Here is a 21655-nt window from a genome sequence, read left to right on the forward strand (position 1 = left end):
GTTCAGTTGGTGATGTATTTGGCGCTGACGTACGGCGCGTAATCCGGCAGGACGGCTTCGACCTTGCCCTGCTCCTTGAGGAACGCGGCGGTGTCGGTGATGGCTTTGGTGGTCGGCGCGCCGAGGTCACTGACCTGATCCGCCGCCAGCGGGTAGACGTTGCCCTGCAGCAGCAACGGAATGTCGCTGGCCTTGGCGCCGGACAGTTTCACCAATTTGTCGACGTTGGACTGATTCGCCAGCCACGCTTTCGGATCCTTGCGGTAGTCGGCGTAGGCGTCGAGGGTGACCTTGGCAAACGCGGTGACGATGTCCGGATGCTTCTCGGCGAAGTCCTTGCGCACGATCCACGCATCGAATGTCGGCGCGCCGAACTTGGCCAGCTCGCCGGAGGTGATCAGCACTTTGCCGTTTTCCTTGGCCACGCCCAGTGCCGGATCCCAAACGTAAGTGGCGTCGATGTCGCCGCGTTTCCACGCGGCGATAATCGCCGGCGGCGCGAGGTTGAGCACGGTGACTTTCGACGGATCGATGTTCCAGTGCTTGAGCGCGGCGAGCAGGCTGTAATGCCCGGTGGACACGAACGGCACGGCGATTTTCTTGCCGATCAGATCCTGCGGCGTTTTGATGCCGGAGCCGTCGCGCGCGACCAGCGCTTCAGCGGCGCCGATCTGCGTGGCAATCAGGAAGGTTTCCACCGGCACTTTGCGGGTGATCGCGGCGGTCAACGGGCTCGAACCGAGGTAGCCGATCTGCACATCCCCGGACGCGATGGCGGCGATGATGTCGGCGCCGTTATCGAACTTGCGCCAACTGATGTCGGCCTTGGTGGCTTTCTCGTAGGCCCCGTCGGCCTGAGCGACTTTCGCCGGATCGACGGTGGTCTGGTAGGCAACGGTGAGACCGGCCGCCTGGGCCAGGAAGCTTGCAGCAGCCAGAGAGGCCACGGCGAGCAGGCGAAGCGGGAAATTCAGTTTCAATTGGGAGCTCCAGATCAGGCGACCGAATGTCGGCGTGAACGGAGACTAAATGATCTAAGAATCGAGAAATAAATAACTTTTTCGAATGAGCTTATGAGCGGAAAAATCTAAGCACAGCGGGCGGTTGGCACTTGTGGCGAGGGAGCTTGCTCCCGCTGGAGGCCGAAGGACTCCCAAATCCGTTAACGCATTTCATCTGATGCGCCGCGTTGGATAATTTGCGACTGCTGCGCAGCCGAGCGGGAGCAAGCTCCCTCGCCACAGAGAAATTTGATCAGTTACTGATCGCCAGGATGCTCGCCTGATACGCGCCGACAAACACATCGAAATCGCCGACTTCGTTCTGCTCAAGCTCGGTCTGCTGCGCCAGCGACGCCCGGGCCAGTTCTTCAAACTTCGCTTGCTCGTCAGCCGCCAGCGGTTCGCGACGGAAGAACTCGGCATGGATCTGGCTCTGGCGCAGGGAGAACTGCGCGAAGCTTTCCTTGTGCTCGGCCATGGCGGCCAGCACCTGCGCCGATGGCGTCAGGGACGGATCGTTGACCTTGGCCAGTTGGGCATCCAGCGCCTTGCTGTGGGCATCGCCGCCGACGCTCTGATCGAGCATCGCCGCCAGTGGAGCAATCTGCTCGAGCAGCTCGGCCGCCCATTGCTTCATCTCGACCGGCTGACCGTCACGCTGCAATTGCAGGCCCGGACGGCGGCCTTCCTTGACCACGCTGAGGAAGTTCGAGGTGGCGTTGCCGCACGAAGTGTTAGTCAGCAGCGGGCTGTCGTTCAGCGCGCAATACAGCAGGAAGGCGTCGATGAAGCGCGATTCGGTGAGGTCGATGCCCATCGGCAGGAACGGGTTGATGTCCAGGCAGCGCACTTCGACGTATTGAATGCCGCGCGCCATCAGCGCCTGGATCGGCCGTTCGCCGGTGTAGGTCACGCGTTTCGGGCGGATGTTGGAGTAGTACTCGTTTTCGATCTGCAGGATGTTGGTGTTGAGCTGCACCCACTCGCCGTCCTTGTGCGTGCCGACTTCAACGTACGGCGCGTAAGGCGTGGCCACCGCTTCGCGCAGGCTGTCGGTGTAACTGGCCAGATCGTTGTAGCAGGGCGTCAGGCCGGCCTGGGCGTTGCTCTGATAACCGAGATCGCTCATGCGCAGGCTGGTCGCATACGGCAGATACAGCGTGTCCGGATCAAGCTGTTCGAGTTGATGCGAACGCCCGCGCAGGAAACCGGCATCCAGTGCCGGCGAGGCGCCGAACAGGTACATCAGCAGCCAGCTGTAGCGGCGGAAGTTGCGGATCAGCGCGATATAGGACACCGACTGGAAATCGCGATCAGTGCCGACGAAGCCTTCGGCCTCGCGCAGCAATGGCCAGAGCTGTTCCGGCAGGGAAAAGTTGTAGTGAATCCCGGCGATGCACTGCATGGTCTTGCCGTAGCGCAGGGCCAGGCCCTTGCGATAGACGTACTTGAGCTGGCCGATGTTGGAGGTGCCGTAATAGGCAATCGGGATGTCTTCCTCGGCCGGCAACGGGCACGGCATCGATGGACTCCACAGGTACTCGTTGCCGAGCTTGCTGTAGGCAAAGCGGTGAATCTTGTCCAGGCTCGCCAGCGTGTCGGCAGGATCCGGCAGGGCAGGCGTGATGAATTCCAGCAGCGACTCGGAGTAGTCGGTGGTGATCTGTTCGTTGGTCAGCGCGGAACCCAGGGCTTCGGGGTGCGGCGTTTGCGCCAGGCGACCTTCACTGGTCACACGCAGGCATTCACGTTCGATACCGTGCAGGCACTGCTTGAGCAGAGAGAGGTTGGCGCGCTCGCCGAGCAGAGCCAGGCGGCGGTTGAGAAGTTCGCTCAATTTGGATTCCTTCACGCGTCAGTCGCCCCAATATGGGGGTGGGCAGGACGGTCTACAAGGGTGAAGTTGAAACTGGCGTGATCGCCTGGTTTTGTAGCGGCAGGCCATTTGCCGGTCAGTCAAGAACTGCACAATCCCTGTGGGAGCGAGCCTGCTCGCGAAGAGGGTTTTGCAGTCAATATCACCGTCGACTGACACACCGTCTTCGCGAGCAGGCTCGCTCCCACAGGATTCGTTGCGCCGAAATTAACTCAAAATGATGAGCAACATCTACAGGACAGCGAAGGTGCCTTGCGCTTTTGCGACCAGCTTGTCGCCTTGCATCACCTCGGCTTCGACCACCAGCGTGCGCCGGCCCGGGTGGATCACCCGGGCCGTGCACAGCACCTCGCCGTCGGAAACGGCGCGGATGTAGTTGATCTTGCACTCGATGGTTGCGCTCTGCTGATCAAAGCCATGGCTGCTGGAACAAGCCAGGCCCATGGCAATGTCGACCAGACTGAACAGCGCGCCGCCGTGTAGCTTGCCGCCGCGATTGCGCAGTTCGGGCTCAAGCGCCAGGGCGACTTGCGCGACCCCGGTTTCGAGGCTGTGGAGGCGGCAGCCCAACAGCTTGAAAAACGCGCTCTCGACGAGCCCGGCCGGCATTTCCATCAGCGTTTCTTCAACTGCTTGGCGTTGGCGAACAGCGAGGCCATCGCGTTGTTCACCGGCGCGGCGGTCGCGGTTTCCTTGCGCGGCGCGTTGCCGGAGGACTGGCGCGGTGCCGAGCCCGGACGCGAGCCACGGGCGCCGTCGATTTTTTCGCCCGGGGTGTCGCTCATGCGCATCGACAGGCCGACGCGTTTGCGCGGGATGTCGACTTCCATGACCTTCACTTTCACCACGTCACCGGCCTTGACCGCTTCGCGTGGGTCCTTGATGAACTTCTCCGACAGCGCCGAGATGTGCACCAGACCGTCCTGATGCACGCCGATGTCGACGAATGCACCGAACGCGGTAACGTTGGTTACCACGCCTTCGAGGATCATCCCCAGTTGCAGGTCCTTGAGGTCTTCTACGCCTTCCTGGAACTCGGCGGTCTTGAACTCCGGCCGCGGATCGCGACCGGGTTTTTCCAGTTCTTGCAGGATGTCGGTAACGGTCGGCAGACCGAAGGTTTCGTCGGTGAATTTCTTCGGATCCAGGCGCTTGAGGAACGCGGCATCGCCGATCAGCGAGCGGATGTCGCGGTCGGTTTCAGCAGCAATGCGCTGCACCAGCGGATAGGCTTCCGGGTGCACCGCCGAAGAATCCAGCGGATTGTCGCCGTTCATCACGCGCAAGAAACCGGCGGCCTGTTCGAAGGTTTTTTCGCCCAGTCGCGCCACTTTCTTCAGCGCCGCGCGGGTCTTGAATGCGCCGTGTTCGTCACGGTGAGCAACAATGTTCTGCGCCAGCGTCGCATTGAGGCCGGAGATCCGCGCCAGCAGTGCCACGGAGGCGGTGTTCACATCCACGCCCACGGCGTTCACGCAGTCCTCGACCACCGCGTCAAGACCACGCGCCAGTTTCAGCTGCGAGACATCGTGCTGGTACTGGCCGACACCGATGGATTTCGGGTCGATTTTCACCAGCTCGGCGAGCGGGTCCTGCAGACGACGGGCGATCGACACGGCACCACGGATCGACACGTCGAGGTCCGGGAATTCCTTGGCCGCCAGTTCCGATGCGGAGTACACCGAGGCGCCGGCTTCGGACACCATGACCTTGGTCATCTTCATCGCTGGATATTTTTTGATCAGCTCGATCGCCAGCTTGTCGGTCTCACGGCTGGCGGTGCCGTTGCCGATGGCGATCAGGTCCACCGAGTGCTTGGCGCACAGAGCGGCAAGAATGGCGATGGTCTGATCCCATTTGTTGTGGGGCACGTGCGGGTAAACCGTGGCGTGATCGAGCAGCTTGCCGGTGGAATCGACTACGGCAACCTTGCAGCCGGTGCGCAGACCCGGGTCGAGGCCCAGGGTGGCGCGCGGGCCGGCCGGAGCGGCCAGCAGCAGGTCGTGCAGGTTGTGCGCGAAAACGTTGATCGCTTCGGTTTCGGCGCCGTCGCGCAACTCGCCGAGCAGGTCGGTTTCCAAGTGGGTGTACAGCTTGACCTTCCAGGTCCAGCGCACCACTTCGCTCAGCCATTTGTCCGCCGGGCGGTTCTGGTTCTGAATGCCGAACTGCTGGGCGATCATGCCTTCGCACGGGTGCATGGTGCCGGGCAGCTCATCGCCGACCTTCAGCGCGGAGCTGAGAATGCCTTCGTTGCGACCGCGGAAAATCGCCAGGGCGCGGTGCGACGGCATGCTTTTCAGCGGCTCGTCGTGTTCGAAGTAATCACGGAACTTGGCGCCTTCCTCTTCCTTGCCAGCGATGACGCGGGCACTGAGGATCGCTTCCTGCTTGAGGAAATTACGTAGTTTTTCCAGCAGGGCGGCGTCTTCGGCGAAACGCTCCATGAGGATGTACTTGGCGCCTTCCAGCGCAGCCTTGACGTCGGCCACGCCTTTTTCGGCGTCGACGAAGCGCGCGGCTTCGGTTTCCGGCGCCAGGTTCGGGTCGTTGAACAGGCCGTCGGCCAGTTCGCCGAGGCCGGCTTCAAGGGCGATCTGGCCTTTGGTGCGGCGCTTCTGCTTGTACGGCAGGTACAGGTCTTCGAGGCGCGTCTTGGTGTCGGCGAGCTTGATGTCACGCTCGAGGGCCGGGGTGAGTTTGCCTTGCTCTTCGATGCTGGCGAGGATGCTGATGCGCCGTTCGTCGAGTTCTCGCAGGTAGCGCAGGCGCTCTTCCAGATGACGCAACTGGGTGTCATCGAGGCTGCCGGTCACTTCTTTTCGGTAACGGGCGATGAAGGGAACGGTAGAACCTTCATCGAGTAGCGCGACGGCCGCTTCGACCTGTTGTGGGCGTACGCCGAGTTCCTCGGCGATGCGGCTGTTGATGCTGTCCATAAAACCACCTGACATAGTGTGAAAGCAGGCTCACAGGCACGCTGATAAAGGCCTGGAGGCTGATTGAGCGGCTGGAAAATGGCCGCTGCCTGGATCAAGAGGCTGCCCATTGACCCGTGAAATCGAACAGTTGCTGCACAGGGCCGGAAAAAATACCGGCCACTTACGGTAACGATTCAGACGTTGCCTGGCGCAAAACGCCGCGCATTATAACCAGCGTTCTGTCATTCGGGGGCGTTGCAGGCTGTAGGCATAAACCCCGGTTTTCTGGCAGTGAAGGAAAAATCTGCTAACAATGCACACGGTGCGTATAACGGCAGCTACGCCATAATGCGCGCCGAGCTAAAAGGAGCATCCAATGAGCAGCACTGCACAAACGGCTGAAGGCGAAAAAATTCTTATCGTTGATGACGATCCGGGGCTGAGCAGCCTGCTGGAGCGTTTCTTCGTCAGCAAGGGCTACCGTGCCCGTACCGTTCCGAACACCGAGCAGATGGATCGTCTGCTGGCGCGTGAAGTGTTCAATCTGGTCGTCCTCGACCTGATGCTGCCGGGCGAAGACGGCCTGACCGCGTGCCGCCGCCTGCGTGGCGCGAACAACCAGATTCCGATCATCATGCTCACCGCCAAGGGCGATGAGCTGAGCCGTATCAAGGGCCTCGAACTGGGCGCCGACGATTACCTGGCCAAGCCGTTCAACCCGGACGAGCTGATGGCGCGGGTCAAAGCCGTATTGCGCCGTCAGGCCGCACCGGTACCGGGCGCGCCGGGCAGTGAAGACGAAAACGTCACCTTTGGTGATTACGTGTTGTCACTGGCCACCCGCGAACTCAAGCGGGGCGATGAAGTGCACATGCTCACCACCGGTGAGTTCGCTGTGCTCAAGGCGCTGGTGATGAACGCGCGTCAGCCGCTGACCCGCGACAAACTGATGAACCTCGCCCGTGGCCGGGAATGGGATGCACTGGAGCGTTCCATCGACGTGCAGATCTCGCGTCTGCGCCGGATGATCGAACCCGATGCGTCGAAACCGCGCTATATCCAGACCGTCTGGGGCGTGGGCTACGTGTTCGTACCGGATGGCACCGCCACCAAGTGATCGGTGATTTGTAGGAGCGGGTCTGCCGGTATTGGTCGCACGGCCATTGCCACAGACTCGCAATCCGCAATATGCGAGCATTGCTCGCTCCTGCAAGTGTGTAGCGGTTAAAGATGAAAACCCCCGTCTGGTTCCCCCAAAGCTTTTTCTCTCGCACCCTTTGGCTGGTGCTTATCGTCGTGCTGTTTTCCAAGGCGCTGACCCTGGTTTATCTGTTGATGAACGAGGACGTGCTGGTGGATCGCCAATACAGTCACGGTGTCGCTCTGACGCTGCGCGCATATTGGGCCGCCGATGAAGAAAACCGCGCAAAAATTGCCGATGCCGCGACCCTGATTCGTGTGGTCGGTGCCGGTGTGCCGGAAGGCGAACAGCACTGGCCGTACAGCGAAATCTATCAGCGGCAGATGCAGGCGGAACTGGGTGCCGACACCGAAGTGCGTTTGCGCATGCATTCGCCGCCGGCGTTGTGGGTTCGCGCGCCGAGCCTGGGCGATGGCTGGCTGAAAGTACCGTTGTATCCACATCCGCTGCGTGGTCAGAAAATCTGGAACGTGCTCGGCTGGTTCCTCGCCATCGGCCTCTTGTCCACAGCGTCGGCATGGATTTTCGTCAGCCAGCTCAACCAGCCGTTGAAGCGACTCGTCTATGCCGCGCGGCAACTTGGCCAGGGCCGCAGCGTACGCCTGCCGATCAGCGATACGCCCAGCGAAATGACCGAGGTCTACCGCGCGTTCAACCAGATGGCCGAAGACGTAGAACAGGCCGGACGCGAACGTGAGCTGATGCTGGCGGGGGTGTCCCATGACTTGCGCACGCCGCTGACACGCTTGCGCCTGTCGCTGGAATTGATGGGCGACCACACCGACCTCACCGACGACATGGTCCGCGACATCGAGGACATGGACGCGATTCTCGACCAGTTCCTCGCGTTCATTCGCGACGGTCGCGACGAATCGGTGGAAGAAGTCGACCTCAGTGATCTGGTGCGTGAAGTCGCCGCGCCGTATAACCAGAACGAAGAAAAAGTGCGTTTGCGTCTGGAACCGATCCAGCCATTCCCGCTGCGTCGCGTGTCGATGAAACGCCTGCTCAACAACCTGATCGGTAACGCCTTGAACCATGCCGGCACCGGCGTGGAAGTGGCGGCCTATGTGTCGGGAGATACCAGCGCGCCGTACGTAGTCCTGAGTGTGATGGACCGTGGCGCGGGGATCGATCCGTCGGAGCTTGAGGCGATCTTCAACCCGTTCACCCGAGGCGATCGGGCGCGGGGGGGCAAGGGCACCGGATTGGGATTGGCGATCGTCAAGCGCATTGCGGCGATGCATGGCGGCAATGTCGAATTGCGCAACCGGTCCGGAGGTGGGCTTGAGGCGCGGGTGAGATTGCCGCTGGGATTGATGTTGCCCCGGGATGCGGTTTAGAAGCAGCTGCAAGCTACAAGCTACAAGCTACAAGCTACAAGCTACAAGCAAAGCGCTTTCCACTTGCAGCTTGCAGCTTGAAGCTGCTCCTCTAGCCTTTGCCCTTGGTCCGGGTCATATTCGGCCCGCCATTCTTTTCCAGGTGTTCGATGATGATCCCGGCCACGTTCTTGCCGGTGGTAGTCTCGATCCCTTCCAGTCCCGGCGACGAATTCACTTCCATGACCAGCGGCCCGTGATTGGAACGCAGGATATCCACGCCCGCCACCGCCAAGCCCATCACCTTGGCGGCGCGTAACGCGGTCATGCGTTCTTCCGGGGTGATCTTGATCAGGCTGGCGCTGCCGCCGCGATGCAGATTGGAACGGAACTCGCCCGGTTTGGCCTGGCGCTTCATCGCCGCGATCACCTTGTCGCCGACCACGAAGCAGCGGATATCCGCGCCGCCGGCTTCCTTGATGTATTCCTGGACCATGATGTTCTGCTTCAGGCCCATGAACGCTTCGATCACCGACTCTGCCGCTGTTGCGGTTTCGCACAGCACCACACCGATGCCCTGAGTGCCTTCTAGCACCTTGATCACCAGCGGTGCGCCGTTGACCATGGCGATCAGGTCGGGAATATCGTCTGGCGAGTGGGCAAAACCGGTGACCGGCAAACCGATTCCGCGTCGCGACAGCAGCTGCAACGAACGCAATTTATCCCGGGAGCGAGCAATGGCCACCGACTCGTTGAGCGGGAACACGCCCATCATTTCGAACTGACGCAACACCGCGCAGCCGTAGAACGTTACCGACGCGCCGATCCGCGGGATCACCGCATCAAAACCTTCCAGCGGTTTGCCGCGGTAGTGGATCTGCGGCTTGTGGCTGGCAATGTTCATGTAGGCGCGCAAGGTGTCGATCACCACCATTTCATGCCCGCGCTCGATTCCGGCTTCGACCAGACGGCGGGTGGAATACAGACGCGGATTACGCGACAGCACAGCGATCTTCATGCAACACCTGTGGAAGAGGTAGATACCGGGAACACCGGCTTGTCTTGTACATATTTGATGCCCGGATTGACCACCAACTGGCCATCGATCAGGGCTTTGGAACCGAGCAACAGGCGATAACGCATGGACTTGCGGCAGGCCAGGGTGAATTCCACCGGCCAGACTCGATCACCCAGGGCCAGCGTGGTGCTGATCACGTAGCGCACCTGCGCATGGCCATTGGAGCTTTTGATGGTTTTGCGCGTGACCAGCGGGGCTTCGCAGCGCCGGTGACGCAATTGCACCACCGTGCCCAGGTGCGCGGTGAAGCGCACCCATTTCTCGCCGTCGCGCTCGAACGGTTCGATATCGGTGGCGTGCAGGCTGGAAGTGCTGGCGCCGGTGTCGATTTTCGCGCGCAGACCGGCGACTCCCAGGCCCGGGAGCGCCACCCACTCGCGCAGACCAACAACGGTCAAATGATCAAATGTCTTCAAAGAAAAAAACCAAGAGTTAACGCTTCCAGGCCTCGTCTGGCACCCGGGGCAACGCTTTGAACGCAGGTTTGGCGAACCAGTAGCCCTGCATCAGAAATATTCCACAGTCCGCGAGGAAATCCCGTTCCCCGACGCTCTCGATGCCCTCGGCGATGACTGTAACGTTCAACTCCGCACACATTGTGACAATCCCCCGCACGATCACCTGACGGACACGGTCTTGATCGACATCGCGGATCAGCGCCATGTCGAGTTTGATCAGGTCCGGTTGGAAATCAGCCAGCAGATTGAGCCCCGAATAGCCGGCACCGAAATCGTCGATGGCGGTCTTGAAGCCGAATTCGCGGTATTCACGCAGAATATTGGTCAAATGGCGATAATTATCTACGTGCTCGATTTCCAGGGTTTCGAAAATCAGCCGGTCGATCGGAAAGTTGTGTTTTCGTGCGGCCTCCAGCGTGCTGCGAATGCACAGCTCTGGACGGTAGACGGCGTTGGGCAAAAAGTTGATCGACAAGTGTGTCTGCATATTAAGACTGGCCGCACCTTCGATGGCGCGGGTCCGGCAGAGCTGGTCGAAACGGTAACGGTTGTCTTCTGTAACCTGATTTAACACGGACAGTGCGCCTTCTCCTGCGATGCCTCGCACCAGTGCTTCGTGGGCAAACACGGACTGATCGCGCAGGTCGACGATCGGCTGGAAGGCGAAGGCAAAATCGAAGTCCAGCGGCTCGCTTTGCTGGCAGCCCTGGCAACCGCCCTTGGGCGAGGTCAATGAAGTCGGGAATTTTGTCACTCGGTCACTCCAGGCCGGTCATGCGGCGAAGATCACAGTCTATCTGGTGGGCCGAGTTCTTGCGCCCGACAGAAACGGTAGTACAGTTCCGACTACTGGCTGAACGAGGAATTCATATGGCGCAGAAACAGGAGGAGGACGACAAGGTCCGTCTCGATAAATGGCTATGGGCGGCGCGCTTCTACAAGACTCGTGCCCTGGCCAAAGCAGCGATCGAAAGTGGCAAGGTGCATTGTCGCGGCGAACGCTGCAAACCGGGCAAGGAACCACGCATAGGCGATGAGTTCGAGATTCGCACCGGCTTCGAAGTGCGCACCGTGAGGGTCGAGGCCTTGTCGATCGTGCGTCGGGGCGCACCCGAAGCGCAGACCTTGTACGCCGAGACCGAGGCGAGTATCGCCAAGCGTGAAGCGGCTGCGGCAATGCGCAAGGCAGGGTCGTTGGGCGTGAGCACCGATGGCAAGCCGAGCAAGAAGCAGCGGCGCGATCTGTTCAAGTTTCGCGGTAGCAGCAACGAATGACGTGAGTTGAACACTATTGTGGCGAGGGAGCTTGCTCCCGCTGGCGGCCGAAGGACGCCCTGTACCGTCGAGCAGTGCGCCTCGAGCGACAAATGCACCGACCGGTATGGCGACTGCTGCGCAGCCGAGCGGGAGCAAGCTCCCTCGCCACAGGTCCATCAGCGTGCGGCAGACACCACACTCATCCGCGACACCAGCGGCAACTTGCCCAGCAGCGCGAAAACCGGCGCGGTCAGCTTCAACCAGAAGTTCGACGCGTGCCAGGCAAAGGGTGTGTAGTAACCCCAGCCCAACGCCCAGACCGCCAGCAGCACGCCACCGATGTAATCGTCCTGGCCCCAGTGCGCGCCAGCCACCAGGCGCGGCATCATGAACAGCACTGCCAGACTCCAGACCGTGAAAAACTGGCCGACGGTGCGGCTGAACACGCCCATGAACAACGCCCAGATCAACAGCACCGAGGCATGATCACCCGGGAAACTCTGGCCCGAACGGTCCTTCAGCTCCCAGGTTTTTTCCAGATGCGGAAAGTAATCGCTGATGTGCACGGCGCCCTCGATCACCATCGACGGGCTGCTGTGCTGCCAGCCCATGTGATCGGCGAATTTGGAAAACAGCGCGCGAATCACCACCATCAACAGCAGGATCGAGAAAAAACCGAAGAATGCGCGGCGCACGTCGATTGCCCTGAAGACCCAGTCGCCCCTGATCAGCAGCGTCAGCAGAATCAGGCCAACGACAATGTCGAACGGACGCAGACTTGCAATTGCCCAGATGTGGAGCCATATCGGGTTGCTGGCCAGCGGTGCATTCAGCGAGCGGAACAGCCACTCGTCGAAAATCACACACAGCATCTGACCGGTAGGCCATAACCAGAAAGCCAGTAGCGCCAACGGCACTACGTTACACAGAACCAGCCGGCCGAGGTTCCACCTTGATTGGAACAAACCCGGATTGTTCATAAAATGCCTCCCATGGCGAAAAGCGCCGGCACCAAAAAAAGTGCCAGCAAGCGCAAATTTTCACGTTTTGTAACCATTTTGTCATCACATTCAGATACCCAGACCTATGACCGACCTAGCGGATACCGATTTCACTCAACGCTTCATCTTCGATGACAGCGACACTCGCGGCGAACTGGTAGCGCTGGAGCGCAGCTACGCCGAAGTCCTCGCCAAGCACCCGTACCCGGAGCCAGTCGCGCAGTTGCTCGGCGAACTGATGGCGGCCGCGTCGTTGCTGGTCGGCACGCTGAAGTTCGATGGCTTGCTGATCTTGCAGGCGCGTTCGGAAGGGCCGATTCCGCTGCTGATGATCGAGTGCTCCAGCGAGCGCGAAATCCGTGGCCTGGCGCGCTATGACGCCGAGCAGATCGCGGCGGACGCCACCCTCAGCGACCTGATGCCGAACGGCGTTCTCGCCCTGACTGTCGATCCGACTGTGGGCCAGCGCTATCAGGGCATTGTCGATCTCGACGGCGAAACCCTCTCCGATTGCTTCACCAATTATTTCGTCATGTCGCAGCAAGTCGGCACGCGCTTCAAGCTGTTCGCCGACGGTCGTCGTGCCCGTGGCCTGCTGCTGCAGCAATTGCCCGCCGATCGCTTGAAAGACGAAGAAGAACGGGCCGCCAGCTGGCAGCACCTCACCGCACTGGCCAGCACTTTGAGCGCCGATGAGCTGCTCAGCCTGGACAATGAAACCGTGCTGCATCGCCTGTACCACGAAGAGCAGGTGCGCCTGTTCGATGTGCAGCATCTGCGCTTCAGTTGCAGCTGCTCGCGGGAACGCTCTGGCAATGCGCTGGTCAGTCTTGGGCTGGAAGATGCGCTGGCGCTGGCAGCCGAGCAGGGCGGCAAAGTCGAGATCGATTGCCAGTTCTGCAATCAGCAGTACCTGTTCGACGCGGCCGATATCGCTCAATTGTTCGCTGGCGCGGGCGTCGATACGCCGTCAGATACCCGTCACTAAAACGGTTCAGCGCAGGTAAATTCACTGCGTAATGACGGAATATCGCCGTTACGACGGGAGGACCCTACTCTTTTTGGGCTTTTCTGGCATAATCCGGCCCACTTTTTTCGCGGTAGTAGTGCACGACTTTCTACTACAAAACGTTTGGAGCACACTCGGCCAATGGCCGACGGGGAACCTCATGACGCAAGCCAATAACGCCGTGTACACCGATCTGAGTGTTGATGATCTGGTAAAAGAAGCCCTGAATCGCGGTGAAGGCGAGCTTGCCGATACCGGCGCTCTGGTTGTTCGCACCGGTCACCGCACCGGCCGTTCGCCAGTCGACCGTTTCATCGTTGAAGAGCCTTCCACCCAGGCCGCTATCGCCTGGGGCCCGATCAACCGCAAGTTCCCGGCCGACAAGTTCGATGCCCTGTGGGCTCGCGTCGAGGCCTTCAACAATGCGCAAGAGCACTTCGTTTCCCACGTGCATGTAGGCGCGGCGGAAGATCACTACCTGGCCGTGAAAATGACCACGCAGACTGCTTGGCAGAACCTGTTCGGTCGTTGCCTGTTCATCAACCCGGCCCAGTACAACCCGGCTGGCCGCGAAGAATGGCAAGTGCTCAACGTCGCCAACTTCGAGTGCGTGCCTGAGCGTGACGGCACCAACTCCGACGGCTGCGTGATCATCAACTTCGCGCAGAAAAAAGTGCTGATCGCCGGCATGCGTTACGCCGGTGAGATGAAGAAAGCCATGTTCTCGGTGCAGAACTTCCTGCTTCCGGCCGCTGACGTGCTGCCAATGCACTGCGCTGCCAACATCGGCGAAGACGGCGACGTGACCCTGTTCTTCGGTCTGTCGGGCACTGGTAAAACCACTCTGTCGGCCGACGAAAGCCGTTACCTGATCGGTGACGACGAACACGGCTGGGGCGAAGGCGTGGTGTTCAACATCGAAGGCGGTTGCTATGCCAAGTGCATCGACCTCTCCGAGAAGAACGAGCCGGTCATCTGGAAAGCCATCAAGCACGGCGCGGTGCTGGAAAACGTCGTCATTGACGATGCCAAGCACGCCGACTACGCCGATGTCAGCCTGACCCAGAACAGCCGAGCGGCGTATCCGCTGGAGCACGTTGCCAAGCGTTCCGAGAAGAACCTGGGTGGCGAGCCAAACGCGGTGATCTTCCTGACCTGCGACCTGACCGGCGTACTGCCGCCAGTGTCGATCCTCAACGAAGAACAAGCGGCCTACCACTTCCTGTCCGGCTACACCGCACTGGTGGGCTCGACTGAAATGGGTTCGGGCAGCGGCATCAAGTCGACCTTCTCGACCTGCTTCGGCGCACCGTTCTTCCCGCGTCCGGCTGGTGAATACGCCGAGCTGCTGATCAAGCGCATCCGCGGCTTCGGCTCCAAGGTCTACCTGGTCAACACCGGCTGGACCGGCGGTGGCTACGGCGTCGGCCAACGCTTCAACATCCCGACCACCCGTGCAGTGATCGCCGCTATCCAGAGCGGCGCTCTGATCGGTGCAGCCACCGAGCACCTCGACACCATCAACCTCGACGTGCCACTGGCCGTTCCGGGCGTCGACACCAACCTGCTCAACCCACGCAACACTTGGGCTGACAAGGCTGCGTATGACGAGGCAGCGAAAGCACTGGCCGGTCTGTTCATCGAGAACTTCAAGAAGTTCGAAGTGAGCGACGCGATCAAGGCTGCTGGGCCGAAGTTGTAAGCAGTGGTTTGCAGTGAATAAAAAAAACCGCCCTTTGGGGCGGTTTTTTATTTTCGATTTGAAATGCAGCCTGGTTGGCCTCAAAAACTGGACTTTGGCTTTGGCTTGGCTACTTCTTCAGAACCTGTCAATCAGCCAGTGCACTGAGCACATGGACAGGATCGTTATGAATGGCCTTGAGTAGTGCTTTAGCCGGGCCAGTCGGCTGACGACGACCTTGCTCCCAATTGCGTAACGTCCCGAGCTGGACATCAATCAAGGCTGCGAACTTTGCCTGCGTCATTCCCGTCGCTTTGCGAATCTGTTTAACCTGTAATGCATCCACATGAAATTCGCGGGAAGGTTTTTTTTCACCCCGAAGAATCTCATCCATTTCCTGCACGCTTTCCATCAGCTCATCAAAAAATTTGCTCATGGTTACCTCCAGTTTCCAATCATGGCCTTCAGTGCTTTCCGTTCGTCATGAGTAAGATCCTGCTGCTCATTTTTTGAGTAAATCATCAACAACGCGATCTGTGATGCTGAAACGAAGTGGTAGTAGATGACCCGTGCTCCTCCTCGTTTACCGTGGCCTTTGGAGGCGACTCGTGCTTTACGCACCCCCCCGGTCCCTTCGATTACATCGCCAATGGACGGGTCTGCGACCAGCTGCTTTTGAAAGGTGGCGTAGGCATCGTCGTCCAGTAACTCTCTTACTCGGCGGGTAAAGACTGAAGTCTCAATAAAAATCATGGTCAATGTACGCCAGTGACTTACTTTCAGGCAATGCTGAAGTGTTGATGAGGATGATTGGTGGTTGATCGCCGACAGGGATCGGCGGTGATAAGGCTGCTCGGCTTAGGCCGGCGCTTTCCAGTTGAGCATTTGTGTCTGTGCGACTTGCAGCAGGTCGCAGCCGTCCTGAGTCAGCAGGTACAAGGCGTGGGTGATGTGGGGGATGTCTTCGACGTCGGCTTGTTTGAAGCTCAGGCAGTACAGGGTTTGCAGAAGGTCGCTTGAGGCGCGCAGGCGCTGGACGGCGCACTCGAGGATGTCCTGCGGGTTGGCTTGTGTGTCGATGATCAGCGGTTTGCTGTCGGTGAGGTTTGATTCGAGTGGGCGGTAGCGATCGGTGGTGTATTGACTGCGTGCTTTCATTTTTCGACCCTCGGATGCTGCAAATGAAGCCGCCACATCGTGACCAAGCGACAGGAGGCGACTGTGTTCGGGTTGGTCAACCGGTGAGGATCGTGCACATACCCGGCACACCCGAGGGTGTCCCAAACACAGTCACCATAAACTGCAGGCAAATGAGTGCCCGCAGCATACAGTGCATGCGTATACACGAACCAATCGGGTGACCAAGCCCGAGTCGCTGAACACACAGCGACACCCACGACTATAGGTTCGCACCACCAGCTCGCGATAGCCGACAAGGCATCACGTGAAGTAGGAACGGGACGAACTCTTTGCCGGACGTTGCTATCGATTCTTCAACGTTTTTCAACGCAGATGCTGGTAACCGGAAATATCCAGCAGGCTCGTGGTCAGTCCGGTTGCCGGCCGGTAGATCGTGCCTTTGACTGCCGAGAACGGCACGCCTTTGCTGCCCAGCGAGACATAGCGCTCGCCTTTGTCCAGCTCGGTGAAATAGGTGTAGGACTGGCTGTGCATCTTCTTGTAGCGAGGTTCGTCGCTGACGATGGCGCCGGTGAATCGGAGCAGGTCGGCATTGCTCAGGTTGAGGGTTTTGCTCAGTGGGACGCCCCAGCGTTTGAGGCAGGTTTCGGCGAAATGGCGAACGATGCGGCCGGGTTCGATCAGGGCGTTGAGGTCGCTGCCGCTGGTGGGGTCGCCGCCAAGGGCTGTAGCGTTGCCAGCGAGGGTGGCGTGGCGACCGGCCATTGGGTAGATCGAGGTCCTGGTACCCGTGGCTGTTTGTGGAATCACGCAACTGAAGCCTTTCGAGCGCTCGTCGCGGGCATAGAACGCGATGTATTCCTTGACGTTGGACTGAAGTTTCACCCGGTTTTCCTGAAAGTTGCCGATACCCGGAACTGGATCAATCGCAAATATATTCACCGGAATATGTTTGAGGGCAGCGTCCTTGAACATGGCATTGGCCAACATGTGGCAACTGATCCCCCCACGGCTCCAGCCGACCATATTGACTCGGGTGGGAATGATGCTGTCCTTGCGGAAAGTCTTGATGATCTGTTCCTGTAATTTCTGCTGCGTGATACTCCGCTCGCCATAGTTGTATTGGCGCCACAACCAGGAGCCTTCCACTTTCACATCTTCAATAGGAATGCCTGCGGCTTTCAGACGGTTATATTCTGCCTCGGTAAGTTGTTTACGCTGCCAGTCGCATTTGCCTTTGATGACATTTATGGCATGTTGCACGTTTTCGTCCCAGCCTTTACCGAACAGGGTTCCAGACAGGCCGTATTCGGAGGTCTTGGTGAACAGGTCATCGGCTTGCAGATTGCCGCTGCCAGGGCCGTCGACCACGATCCAATCGGCAAATTCGCGTCCGCTATGGTGTGCAGCAAGCGTAGAAACGATTTCGCCATCCCAGAAGCTTTTATGTTTGTCATCAAACTTGTTGGAACCGGTACCGCAGAAAAAAATGGTTAACGTTGTCATGTTGTTGCTCTCGTTTGTTTTAAGAGCAAGTAAATTAGTTTGAGTGGGATCGCTTGATAAAGTCCTTGGTTGTTTCGATTCTTGTAGATTTGAATAAATCTGTTTTTTGTTTTTTCTGTAATGAAAGTTTTATTGAGCGGAATCGTTAGTTGTCCGGATACTTTATCTACCTGACGATCCCTCGTGTACGCTTGATACCCTGTATCATTCCGTATCGATTTGCCCCCAACCTTTTCTCGACTCGCTGCGATCGCCCGCTAGGCTTTGGGCATGGCAGCAGTCAAAGGAGTGACAGCGAATGCACAACACCCTGGAACAGGTTTTTGGTTATCCACAGTTTCGACCCGGTCAGGAGGCCGCCATCAGCGCGGTGCTGGCGGGGCGCTCGGCGGCGGCGATCTTTCCCACCGGCTCCGGCAAATCGCTGTGCTACCAACTGCCGGCCCTGCTGCTGCCGCATCTGACATTGGTGGTCTCGCCGCTGCTGGCGTTGATGCAGGATCAACTGGCTTTTCTCAAGCGCCACGGCATCTCGGCAGGCAGTATCGATTCGGCGCAGAGCCGCGAGGATGCCAACGACGTCATGGCCCGTGCGCGTTCGGGCGAGCTGAAAATTCTGATGATTTCCGTCGAGCGCCTGAAAAACGAGCGCTTCCGCAATTTTCTGCAACAGGTGCCGATCTCGTTGCTGGTGGTCGATGAAGCACACTGCATTTCCGAGTGGGGCCACAACTTTCGTCCCGACTACCTGAAACTGCCGGACTACCAGCGCCAGTTCAACATCCCCCAGGCCCTGCTGCTTACCGCTACGGCCACACCGAAAGTCATCGCCGACATGCAGACCAAGTTCGCCATTGCCCCGGCAGATGTGGTGACCACTGGTTTTTACCGACCCAACCTCAACCTGCTCGTTGAGCCTGTGCGCGGCCACGACAAGCGCCGGCGGCTGGTGGAATGGATGGCCGAGCGCCCCGGGCAACCGAGCATTGTCTACGTCACGTTGCAGAAGACCGCCGAGCACATTGCCGAGCATCTCGAGCGCAACGGTATCCAGGCCGAGGCTTACCACGCAGGTTTGCCCCACGATCAGCGTGAGGACATTCAACGCCGCTTCATGGCCGGGCAGTCCAATTGCATCGTCGCCACCATTGCCTTCGGCATGGGCATCGACAAGAGCGACATTCGCAACGTCGTGCATTTCGATCTGCCCAAATCCATCGAAAACTACAGCCAGGAAATCGGTCGTGCCGGCCGTGACGGTCAGCCCTCTGACTGCCTGGTGCTGGCCAATCGCGACAGCCTCAATGTGCTGGAGAACTTCGTTTACGGCGACACACCCGAGCGCGATGGCATTCGTTATGTACTCGATGAACTGAAAGCTTCGGTGCCTGAGGGGCAGTGGGAGTTTCTGCTCGGGCCATTGGCGGATCAGAGCAATATTCGCTCGTTGCCATTGAAGACGTTGCTGGTGCAGCTGGAACTGCGCGGTCTGATTGCTCCGCGTTACGCCTATTACGCCGAGTATCGCCTCAAATATTTGCTCGAGCCGGAGGCACTGCTCGAGCGTTTTGAAGGCGAGCGCAGGGATTTCGTTGCGGCGATCATCAGAACGTCCGCGCGAGCACGCACTTGGGCCACGGTAGATTTCGAGGCGATGTACTCGCAGTATTCCGCCGAGCGCAATCGCGTGGTGACAGCGCTGGATTACTTCCAGGAAAGAGGCTGGGTCGAGCTTGAGAGCAAGCAGATGACCGAGGTTTACAGCCTGCTGCACAGTGATTTTGCCAGCGATGCCCTGAGCGCTGAGCTGCACGAGTATTTCACCCGCCACGAACAGACTGAGGTGGCGCGGATTCACGCCATGCTCGAGGTGTTCGCCACCGAACGCTGCCTGGGTTATCGCCTGGCCGAATATTTCGGTGATCACAATGCCCCCGAGCGTTGTGGCCATTGTTCGGTGTGTCACGGCCATGTCGCCCGGTTGCCCGAGCCGCCAGCGTTGCCGCCGCTTGTGGATAAAAACTTCGCAGAATTGTGTGGTGATTTTATCCACAGGCATGAGCAGCATACTGGGCGCATTCCGTCGGCCGAACGCCTGACGCGATTCCTCTGCGGTATCAGCGTGCCTTTGTTCACCAGGCTCAAGGCGCGCGCGATTCCAGGATTCGCAGTGCTGGAGGAGTATCCCTACGCTGAAGTCCGGGAGTGGGCAGACAATCACTTGCTCGATTAGGCAGAGGATCTGTGGGCGCTGCATCCATCCGCTGAATGTCGATCATCACGCTAATAGACTTCAAAAAGCGTCGTGGCCTGACTAAGGTTGGAATCTGTCTTCGGGCCACTCACAAGAGAACAACATGAGCCAGACATCCTTTGAAATCCAGCAGGCTGCGGTGATCGGCGCAGGCACCATGGGCCGTGGCATTGTCATGTGCCTGGCCAATGCCGGCGTGAGCGTGCAGTGGGTGGATAGCAATCCACAGATGCTTGAGCAGGCGCTGATGGCGGTCGCCGAAACTTATGCACACAACGTGCGTCAGGGCCGCATCGATCAGGCCGAGGCGGGTACCCGTATCGCTCGCGTCTCTGCGGCGGCGGATTACGCGACGATCCGCAATGTCGACCTGGTGATCGAAGCGGTGTACGAAAACCTCGAGCTCAAGCAGAAGATCTTTCGTGAGCTGGATGGCCTGCTCAAGCCTGAGGCTCTGCTGGCGAGCAACACCTCGGCGCTGGACATCGACGCCATTGCCGCTGCGACCCGGCGCCCGGCACAGGTGCTGGGCCTGCACTTCTTCAGCCCGGCGCACATCATGAAACTGCTGGAAATCGTACGCGGCGCGCAAACGTCGCCGGCGGCACTCGAAGCCGCCTTGGCCCTCGGCAAGCGTATGGGCAAGGTCAGCGTGGTGTCGGGCAACTGCCACGGTTTTATCGGCAATCGCATGCTGCATCCGTATGTACTCGAAGCGCGCAAGATGCTTCTCGAAGGCGCTTATCCACAGCAGGTGGACTCCGCGCTGCAAGGTTTCGGCTTCGCCATGGGGCCGTTTCGCATGTACGACGTGGTCGGTATCGATCTGGAGTGGCGTGCTCGGGAGCTCGCTGGCAAGGGCCAGGATGCGCCGGAGGTCCAGATCGATAACCGCCTGTGCGAAATGGGCCGGTTCGGGCAGAAGTCCGGTAATGGTTATTACCACTACGAGCCGGGCAGTAGGCAGGCCGAGCATGATCCCGAGGTCGATGCACTGGTGCTGCGGGTCAGTGAGGAATTGGGTTTCCAGCGTCGCGACATCGGTCCTGAAGAAATCCTTGAGCGCTGTTTGCTGGCGCTGGTCAATGAAGGCGCGAAGATCCTGCAGGAGGGCATTGCCGGCTCGGCCCATGACATCGATCTGGTGTACTTGAATGGCTATGGTTTTCCAGCGGAGAAGGGTGGGCCGATGGCCTGGGCGGATCAACAGGGGCTGGCGGATATCCATCAGCGCCTGCTGGCGCTGGAGACGCGCCAGGGCGATCAGTGGAAGCCGGCGCGGCTGATTGGCGAGCTGGCGGCGCAGGGGAGGGGGTTTGCCGATCGCTGAACAATGCTGCGATTGATACATCGCCTTCGCGAGCAGGCTCGCTCCCACAGGTTCGCGCCTTTCAATATTGGAGCGAGCCTGCTCGCGAAGGTGCTGCCACGGTTTGAATTAGACTCGCCGAAAAATCCGAAGGAATCCTTGGTCAATGTCCAGCCCGACACCACAACGCTCCGACTACCCTCATTTCCAGCCCATCACCACACGCTGGCACGACAACGACGCCTACGGTCACGTCAACAACGTTACCTACTACAGCTTCTTCGACACGGCGGTGAACACTTATCTGATTCAGGTCGGTGGCCTGGATATTCATGACGGCGAAGTGGTGGGATTCGTGGTCAGTTCGGCGTGCGATTACTTTGCCTCGATCGCTTTCCCCGATCTGATCGAGATCGGACTGCGGGTCGGCAAGCTGGGCAACAGTTCGGTGCAGTACGAGCTGGCGGTGTTCAAGGTTGGCGAAAGCGAGGCGTGTGCGGCGGGGCGGTTTGTGCATGTGTTTGTCGATCGGGCGAGCAATCAGCCGGTGCCGATTCCTGCAGGTCTGCGCGGGGCGCTGGAACGGTTGGTCATCTGAGCGCGCAAAAAAAATCGCAGCCCAAGGGGCTGCGATTTTCGTT

20 protein-coding genes are annotated in these 21655 nt (G+C 59.3%); 8 read left to right on the forward strand and 12 right to left on the reverse strand.

Annotation, left to right across the window (positions count from 1 at the left end; genetic code table 11):
• Positions 1-2: 2 nt before the first annotated feature.
• The 4 genes from tauA to LIS66_RS01225 all read right to left on the reverse strand — a co-directional run bounded on the left by tauA (position 3) and on the right by LIS66_RS01225 (position 5816).
• Positions 3-980 carry a taurine ABC transporter substrate-binding protein gene (tauA, locus tag LIS66_RS01210; RefSeq protein ID WP_227973446.1) on the reverse strand — a complete coding sequence of 326 codons (978 nt, stop codon included), beginning with the start codon at positions 978-980 and terminating at the stop codon, positions 3-5.
• A gap of 274 nt (positions 981-1254) precedes the next feature.
• Positions 1255-2838 (reverse strand): glutamate--cysteine ligase, encoded by a 1584-nt coding sequence (gshA, locus tag LIS66_RS01215; RefSeq protein WP_042608579.1) that lies wholly within the window; start codon positions 2836-2838, stop codon positions 1255-1257.
• 270 nt (positions 2839-3108) lie between these two features.
• Positions 3109-3492 (reverse strand): PaaI family thioesterase, encoded by a 384-nt coding sequence (locus LIS66_RS01220; protein ID WP_052512482.1) that lies wholly within the window; start codon positions 3490-3492, stop codon positions 3109-3111.
• Positions 3492-5816 carry a Tex family protein gene (locus LIS66_RS01225; RefSeq protein WP_064363403.1) on the reverse strand — a complete coding sequence of 775 codons (2325 nt, stop codon included), beginning with the start codon at positions 5814-5816 and terminating at the stop codon, positions 3492-3494. Before LIS66_RS01225 ends, LIS66_RS01220 begins: the two co-directional genes overlap by 1 nt.
• Positions 5817-6174: 358 nt before the next feature.
• Here LIS66_RS01225 and ompR point away from each other — a divergent pair, with 358 nt between their 5' ends.
• Positions 6175-6915 (forward strand): two-component system response regulator OmpR, encoded by a 741-nt coding sequence (gene ompR, locus LIS66_RS01230; protein ID WP_042608581.1) that lies wholly within the window; start codon positions 6175-6177, stop codon positions 6913-6915.
• A 113-nt stretch (positions 6916-7028) separates the two neighbouring features.
• Positions 7029-8342, forward strand: a complete 1314-nt coding sequence (locus LIS66_RS01235) for an ATP-binding protein (protein WP_016770645.1) — start codon at positions 7029-7031, stop codon at positions 8340-8342.
• 91 nt (positions 8343-8433) lie between these two features.
• On the opposite strand, the gene rimK is transcribed toward LIS66_RS01235, so the two are convergent.
• The 3 genes from rimK to LIS66_RS01250 all read right to left on the reverse strand — a co-directional run bounded on the left by rimK (position 8434) and on the right by LIS66_RS01250 (position 10611).
• A complete protein-coding gene (gene rimK, locus LIS66_RS01240; protein ID WP_024011184.1) occupies positions 8434-9339 on the reverse strand; it encodes a 30S ribosomal protein S6--L-glutamate ligase in 906 nt (301 codons plus the stop codon).
• On the reverse strand, positions 9336-9755 hold the full coding sequence (locus LIS66_RS01245; protein WP_231982547.1) for an ATP-dependent zinc protease: 420 nt from the start codon (positions 9753-9755) through the stop codon (positions 9336-9338). The genes rimK and LIS66_RS01245 overlap by 4 nt, the downstream gene beginning before the upstream one ends.
• A 76-nt stretch (positions 9756-9831) precedes the next feature.
• Entirely contained in the window at positions 9832-10611 is a 780-nt protein-coding gene (locus tag LIS66_RS01250; RefSeq protein WP_042608582.1) for an EAL domain-containing protein, read from the reverse strand.
• 116 nt (positions 10612-10727) lie between these two features.
• On the opposite strand from LIS66_RS01250, the gene LIS66_RS01255 reads away from it, so the two are divergent.
• A complete protein-coding gene (locus LIS66_RS01255) occupies positions 10728-11132 on the forward strand; it encodes an RNA-binding S4 domain-containing protein (RefSeq protein ID WP_042608583.1) in 405 nt (134 codons plus the stop codon).
• 158 nt (positions 11133-11290) lie between these two features.
• On the opposite strand, the gene LIS66_RS01260 is transcribed toward LIS66_RS01255, so the two are convergent.
• Positions 11291-12094, reverse strand: coding sequence for a phosphatase PAP2 family protein (locus LIS66_RS01260; protein WP_227973447.1), 804 nt, complete (start codon positions 12092-12094; stop codon positions 11291-11293).
• 106 nt (positions 12095-12200) lie between these two features.
• Between LIS66_RS01260 and hslO the strand changes: the two genes are divergently transcribed.
• Positions 12201-13103, forward strand: coding sequence for an Hsp33 family molecular chaperone HslO (gene hslO, locus LIS66_RS01265; RefSeq protein ID WP_042608585.1), 903 nt, complete (start codon positions 12201-12203; stop codon positions 13101-13103).
• A 181-nt stretch (positions 13104-13284) separates the two neighbouring features.
• A complete protein-coding gene (locus LIS66_RS01270; RefSeq protein ID WP_016772179.1) occupies positions 13285-14826 on the forward strand; it encodes a phosphoenolpyruvate carboxykinase in 1542 nt (513 codons plus the stop codon).
• A gap of 127 nt (positions 14827-14953) precedes the next feature.
• Here LIS66_RS01270 and nadS read toward each other — a convergent pair whose 3' ends face one another.
• From nadS to LIS66_RS01290, 4 genes are all read right to left on the reverse strand, one after another.
• Positions 14954-15241: a NadS family protein gene (nadS, locus tag LIS66_RS01275; protein WP_064363398.1), complete on the reverse strand. Its 288-nt coding sequence runs from the start codon at positions 15239-15241 to the stop codon at positions 14954-14956.
• A 2-nt stretch (positions 15242-15243) separates the two neighbouring features.
• Entirely contained in the window at positions 15244-15558 is a 315-nt protein-coding gene (locus LIS66_RS01280) for a type II toxin-antitoxin system RelE/ParE family toxin (RefSeq protein WP_083353976.1), read from the reverse strand.
• A 105-nt stretch (positions 15559-15663) separates the two neighbouring features.
• Positions 15664-15963 (reverse strand): hypothetical protein, encoded by a 300-nt coding sequence (locus LIS66_RS01285; protein WP_064363396.1) that lies wholly within the window; start codon positions 15961-15963, stop codon positions 15664-15666.
• A gap of 345 nt (positions 15964-16308) precedes the next feature.
• The gene (locus tag LIS66_RS01290) at positions 16309-17451 is read right to left on the reverse strand and encodes a hypothetical protein (RefSeq protein WP_227973448.1); all 1143 of its coding nucleotides are present in this window, start codon (positions 17449-17451) and stop codon (positions 16309-16311) included.
• Between the two features lie 298 nt (positions 17452-17749).
• Here LIS66_RS01290 and LIS66_RS01295 point away from each other — a divergent pair, with 298 nt between their 5' ends.
• The 3 genes from LIS66_RS01295 (at position 17750) to LIS66_RS01305 (ending at position 21612) form a co-directional block, all read left to right on the forward strand.
• Positions 17750-19684: a RecQ family ATP-dependent DNA helicase gene (locus LIS66_RS01295; protein WP_227973449.1), complete on the forward strand. Its 1935-nt coding sequence runs from the start codon at positions 17750-17752 to the stop codon at positions 19682-19684.
• Positions 19685-19808: 124 nt separating this feature from the next.
• Positions 19809-21035: a 3-hydroxyacyl-CoA dehydrogenase gene (locus tag LIS66_RS01300; protein ID WP_227973450.1), complete on the forward strand. Its 1227-nt coding sequence runs from the start codon at positions 19809-19811 to the stop codon at positions 21033-21035.
• A 145-nt stretch (positions 21036-21180) separates the two neighbouring features.
• Positions 21181-21612, forward strand: coding sequence for an acyl-CoA thioesterase (locus LIS66_RS01305; RefSeq protein ID WP_064363392.1), 432 nt, complete (start codon positions 21181-21183; stop codon positions 21610-21612).
• The last annotated feature ends 43 nt before the right edge of the window (positions 21613-21655 follow it).

Origin of the sequence: Pseudomonas sp. HN2, from assembly GCF_020736465.1 — a bacterium.
Lineage (GTDB): Bacteria > Pseudomonadota > Gammaproteobacteria > Pseudomonadales > Pseudomonadaceae > Aquipseudomonas > Aquipseudomonas moraviensis_A.

Coding starts and splice junctions, on each gene's coding strand:
- LIS66_RS01260 (WP_227973447.1), bottom strand. CDS start 12,094: ATGAACAATCCGGGTTTGTTCCAATCAAGGTGGAACCTCGGCCGGCTG.
- LIS66_RS01285 (WP_064363396.1), bottom strand. CDS start 15,963: ATGAAAGCACGCAGTCAATACACCACCGATCGCTACCGCCCACTCGAA.
- LIS66_RS01220 (WP_052512482.1), bottom strand. CDS start 3,492: ATGGAAATGCCGGCCGGGCTCGTCGAGAGCGCGTTTTTCAAGCTGTTG.
- LIS66_RS01270 (WP_016772179.1), top strand. CDS start 13,285: ATGACGCAAGCCAATAACGCCGTGTACACCGATCTGAGTGTTGATGAT.
- rimK (WP_024011184.1), bottom strand. CDS start 9,339: ATGAAGATCGCTGTGCTGTCGCGTAATCCGCGTCTGTATTCCACCCGC.
- hslO (WP_042608585.1), top strand. CDS start 12,201: ATGACCGACCTAGCGGATACCGATTTCACTCAACGCTTCATCTTCGAT.
- LIS66_RS01255 (WP_042608583.1), top strand. CDS start 10,728: ATGGCGCAGAAACAGGAGGAGGACGACAAGGTCCGTCTCGATAAATGG.
- LIS66_RS01290 (WP_227973448.1), bottom strand. CDS start 17,451: ATGACAACGTTAACCATTTTTTTCTGCGGTACCGGTTCCAACAAGTTT.
- LIS66_RS01305 (WP_064363392.1), top strand. CDS start 21,181: ATGTCCAGCCCGACACCACAACGCTCCGACTACCCTCATTTCCAGCCC.
- LIS66_RS01225 (WP_064363403.1), bottom strand. CDS start 5,816: ATGGACAGCATCAACAGCCGCATCGCCGAGGAACTCGGCGTACGCCCA.
- LIS66_RS01300 (WP_227973450.1), top strand. CDS start 19,809: ATGAGCCAGACATCCTTTGAAATCCAGCAGGCTGCGGTGATCGGCGCA.
- ompR (WP_042608581.1), top strand. CDS start 6,175: ATGAGCAGCACTGCACAAACGGCTGAAGGCGAAAAAATTCTTATCGTT.
- LIS66_RS01235 (WP_016770645.1), top strand. CDS start 7,029: ATGAAAACCCCCGTCTGGTTCCCCCAAAGCTTTTTCTCTCGCACCCTT.
- LIS66_RS01295 (WP_227973449.1), top strand. CDS start 17,750: ATGCACAACACCCTGGAACAGGTTTTTGGTTATCCACAGTTTCGACCC.
- LIS66_RS01280 (WP_083353976.1), bottom strand. CDS start 15,558: ATGATTTTTATTGAGACTTCAGTCTTTACCCGCCGAGTAAGAGAGTTA.
- nadS (WP_064363398.1), bottom strand. CDS start 15,241: ATGAGCAAATTTTTTGATGAGCTGATGGAAAGCGTGCAGGAAATGGAT.